General features: G+C 34.6%; 4 protein-coding genes. All 4 read left to right on the forward strand.

The annotated features are described in order from the left end of the window. Positions 1 to 183, forward strand: a 183-nt coding sequence (locus BLQ19_RS21430) for a hypothetical protein (RefSeq protein ID WP_217637594.1), incomplete at its 5' end; no start/stop codon positions are given. After that, a complete protein-coding gene (locus BLQ19_RS20590; RefSeq protein ID WP_074539623.1) occupies positions 180 to 1,535 on the forward strand; it encodes a DNA cytosine methyltransferase in 1,356 nt (451 codons plus the stop codon). The genes BLQ19_RS21430 and BLQ19_RS20590, both read left to right, overlap by 4 nt. Then, positions 1,519 to 3,054, forward strand: a complete 1,536-nt coding sequence (locus BLQ19_RS20595) for an ATP-binding protein (RefSeq protein ID WP_074539624.1) — start codon at positions 1,519 to 1,521, stop codon at positions 3,052 to 3,054. Before BLQ19_RS20590 ends, BLQ19_RS20595 begins: the two co-directional genes overlap by 17 nt. Positions 3,055 to 3,063: 9 nt before the next feature. Next, positions 3,064 to 4,876, forward strand: a 1,813-nt coding sequence (locus BLQ19_RS20600; protein WP_074539625.1) for a Z1 domain-containing protein, incomplete at its 3' end; no start/stop codon positions are given.

Raw genomic sequence — 4,876 nt, forward strand, 5'->3', positions numbered from 1 at the left:
CGTTATGCCCAATTAGAAAAAAGCCAGCCGCACAAACAGCACATTTGGTTTTTTGCCGACACGAAAGCCAACGCAGAAAAAACCAAAAGAGCTGTTTTTTGCCAACGCTCTAACAGAATAAAGAAATTAATAAGTAAAATGCGAAATTTGAAAATTGCAGTTACAACAGAAAAGTTAAAATGAGATTTATAGATTTATTTGCAGGACTTGGTGGCTTTCATAAAGCAATGCACGAACTTGGGCACGAGTGTGTTTTTGCAAGTGAACTCGACCCTGTTTTAAGAGATACTTACAAAAAAAATTGGGGTAAAAACATCAACATACACGGAGACATCAAAAAGATAGTCAAAGATGATATTGACCTTATTCCTGACCACGATATTTTATGTGCAGGATTTCCGTGTCAACCCTTTTCAAAGGCAGGAAAACAACTTGGACGAGATGATGACAGAGGAACACTCTTTGACGAAATTGTAAAGATTCTTGAAGCGAGAAAACCAAAATATTTCATTTTAGAAAATGTACGATTCATTGCTAAACATAACAACGAAGAAACTTGGAAAGCAATGAAAGCTGATTTTGAAAGATTGGGCTATAACGTTGACCATAGAGATTATTCACCGCACGACTTCGGAATTCCACAACATAGACAAAGAATTTTCATTGTTGGTGCTTTAGGGAATAATGCTCTTGACCATTTTAGCTTTGACAAAGTTGATGAACACAAAAAAAAGGTTGTGAAACTTGAAAAGTTCATTGAAAGCACTCCCACAAATGCAAGATTTCTTGCAAAGGCAAATCAAGAATGTATTGAGCTTTGGCAAAATTTATTAGACGCTTTACCAGAAGAGGTAAAAGTACCAGGTTTTCCCATTTGGGGTATGGAATTCGGAGCTGACTACCCGTTTGAAGAACGATATCCACACTTACTTTCAGCAAAAGAATTAGGTAAATACAAAGGTAATTTTGGAATTTCATTAAAAGGAATGACAAAAGAAGAGCAGTTGGCAAACTTGCCAAGCTATGCAAGAGTTGAAGCCAAATTCCCTGATTGGAAACAGAGATACATTCGCAAAAACAGACTTTTTTACAATGAAAATAAAGCTTTTATAGAAAAAAGTGCTTTAAAAATTGCTGAACTACCTTCTCAAAGTTGGCAAAAGTTGGAATGGAATGTTGGAGAAGATATAAGAAAAATCAGCAACTACCTTTTGCAGTTTAGAGCATCAGGAATCAGGATTAAAAAGTCCGACTTCTTCCCTTCTTTAGTTTGTACAAATACTCAAATTCCAATTATTGGTTGGCAAAATAGATACATCACAAAAAAAGAAGGATTAAAACTTCAATCTCTTACAGGATTGAAACTTCCTGAAAATGACAATGCAGCATTCAAAGCATTGGGAAATGCGGTAAATTCTAAAATTGTGAAACTTATAGCTACTCAACTTTTGGTTGAAGAAAAAAAAATAAATGGAGTTGCTCCGCAACTCCAATCGTTTCATTCATTATCCAAATCTTATGAGCCAGCAAAATAAAGTTAGTATTCGGCCTCAAGTTACAATGCTTTCGGTGTTAAAGCATATAGAGTATGAAACTTGGTTTGCCTTGGCGGAATTTATTGACAACGCAATTGATAGTTACCTAAAAAACATCTCCTCTCTTCAAAAAATTGAGGGTGATAATTTTGTTCTTGATGTAAAGGTTGAAATAAATGAACCTGAAAACCGAATAACAATAAGAGATAATGCAGGTGGAATAGGTGAATTAGATTATTCGAGAGCTTTTAGAGCAGCCGAAGTACCACCAGACAATTCAGGTCTTTCAGAATTTGGAATGGGTATGAAATCAGCAGCGTGTTGGTTTGCTGACAATTGGTGCGTAACATCAACTTCGATAGGAGAAAGTCAACTAAAAAAAGTCTCCTTTGATATGCAAAAAATATTTGAGGACAAATTAGAAGAATTAGATGTTGAAGTTAAATCTTGCGATAAAAACCACCATTATACCATTGTAGAATTATTTGATGTTAATCGAATGCCAAGACGAAAAGGCGTTGGAAAAGTAAAAAACCACTTAAGAAGTATTTACAGAGAGTTTATTCGAAAAGGTCATTTAAATCTTACTGTTAACGGTGAAGAATTAAAATTTAAAGACCCAAATATTTTAAATGTTCCTCAATACGACTTACCAGATAGCGAGTCCATTTTATGGCGGAAGCAAATTGATTTTGAATTAGAAAAAGGTTTGAGTGTTAAAGGATTTGTTGCAATCAGAGAAAAAGCATCAACGTCCGAAGCAGGATTTGCATTGTTTCGTAGAGGAAGAGTTATTCAGGGTAGTTTTGATAATGGTTTTCGACCTGATTTTATTTTTGGTGCTCCTAATAGTTATCGTTTTCAAAGGGTCTTTGGCGAACTTCACTTAGATGGATTTAATGTGAATTTCACTAAAAAAGGTATTCAATGGGATGAAAACCTTGATGTATTTTTGAGACTTCTTAAAGATGATATTAGTTCTAAAGAATTTCCATTGCTCCAGCAAGCTGAACAATATCGTGTTCGGGCATCAGAAAAAGAATATAAAGCTTCCTTAAAAGCTCTTAATAAAACGGCTGACGACCTTCAAAAGAAAGCACCGCAAGCAGTTTCAGAAGTTGTTAATTCGATTTTAGTTTCAGAACCTGAAGAAAGAATTGAGTTAACTAAAACCGAAAAAACACTTCATAGAGAATTTGATATACGGTTTAATAAAGCCGATTGGAAAGTATCAATTGAACTTTCATATGATACTTCACTTACAGAACTTATCGAAGTTGGTGATAGTTTCATAAAAGAAAAGGTAAATGATTCTTCTGTTCGACAAATAGGAATTAGACTTTCGTTGACTCATCCATTTATGGTTGAATTTGCGGGAGCAGACACGAACAAAATTGAACCAATACTAAGAATCGCAGCAGCTTTTGGACTTTCTGAAATTATCGCAAAAGACAGCTATAAAAATCAAGGTGAAGTTCGCAGAAATTTCAATGAGCTAATATTTAACCTTTCAAAATAATATAAGAGAATGTCGGAAATAATCGAAATACAAAATCAAGGCTCAAATGAAGATTGGCAACCATTTGTAGGTGAAGAAACGAATGAACTTCTTATAAGTAAGGGATTCATAAATTCTGATAGAAGTCTAAATACAGGTGGCGAAAGGATATTAGATGAAACCTATCGAATAATGCAAGTTTGCGGCAATCCTAATGATGAAACCAATAATGAAACAGGAATTGTAATTGGCTATGTTCAAAGTGGAAAAACACTTTCATTTACCACACTTACAGCATTGGCAAGAGATAACAACTATCAAATTGTTATTGTAATTGCAGGTGTTTCGACAAATCTTGTAAATCAATCAACCCAAAGGTTAACGGAAGATTTGAGATTGAATACACGCTTTGATAGAAAATGGACACTATTACAAAATCCAAACAGCAATCAGGAAGTCGAAACAATTGAAACAACTCTTGCACAATGGGCAGACCCAACGTTTCCACAAGACAGGTGCAGGACATTACTTATAACTGTAATGAAAAACACCTCTCATTTAAATAATTTGGTAAACATAATTTCAGGGCAAAATCTTGCAGGAGTGCCAACTCTGATAATTGATGATGAAGGAGACCAAGCAAGCTTAAATACAAGAGCTAGATGGGCAGCACGCCAAAATATCGACATTGAAAGTTTAACCGAAAACCAAGTTTCAACAATTTACAGGAGAATTAACGCACTTCGAAATATTTTTCCACATCATACATTTTTACAATACACCGCCACGCCTCAGGCTAATTTATTCATAAATATAATGGATAGGTTATCGCCAAATTTTATAAAACTACTGACTCCAGGTACAGATTATACAGGTGGTATTGATTTTTTTAGAAACAACCCAAACTTGATTTCAGAAATTCCGCCTAATGAAATACCTAATACCAACAGCCCACTTTTTGAAATACCAGAGAGCTTAAAAAGTGCATTACGAATTTTCTTTTTGGGAGTTGTTGCAGGTGAAATGCAAAATAACCATAGAAACAGAACAATGCTTGTTCATCCATCAAGACTGCAAGGCGACCACAATGAATTTACAAATTGGATAAGAAATACTTGTAATAGTTGGCAAAGGTTGCTTTCAGGTAGTGACAATGAAGATAAAAGAGAACTATTGGACGAGTTTAGAACTTCTTACAATGAGTTAAGAATGACTGTTTCCGATTTACCTAGTTTTGAAACACTAACAGCCAACGATTTAATTCACGCTTTACGTTACACCCAAATTGTAGAAGTTAACTCAAGAAATGGAGTAACACCACAAATTCCTTGGAATGATTTCTATTCTTGGATTTTAGTTGGTGGTCAATCAATGGATAGAGGTTTCACAGTTGAAGGCCTAACTGTTACCTATATGCCAAGAAATATTGGAACAGGAAACGTAGATACAATTCAACAAAGAGCAAGATTTTATGGTTATAAGAGAGGGTATTTAGGCTTTTGCAGAGTATTCTTAGACCAAGTAACTATTGACGCTTACAATTTTATCGTAGAACACGAAGAGGACGTAAGAAACAGATTGTTAGAATTTCATTTAAACGATAGACATTTAAACGATTTTGATAGAGTTGCCGTATTAAACCAAATGTTAAATCTAACGAGACGTAATATAATTTATGACGATTTAGATAGGGATACTTTTGGAAATGATTGGTTTAGAATAAATGCACCACACGATACAGATGAATTAATTGAAACCAATAGAAATTCACTTTTAACATTCTTACAAGCAAAAGCGGAGATTTTCAACCTAGACGAAGGTCATCCAAACCGAACAGAGGAAC

The sequence above is a fragment of the Cellulophaga baltica genome, assembly GCF_900102165.1.
GTDB classification, from domain to species: domain Bacteria; phylum Bacteroidota; class Bacteroidia; order Flavobacteriales; family Flavobacteriaceae; genus Cellulophaga; species Cellulophaga baltica.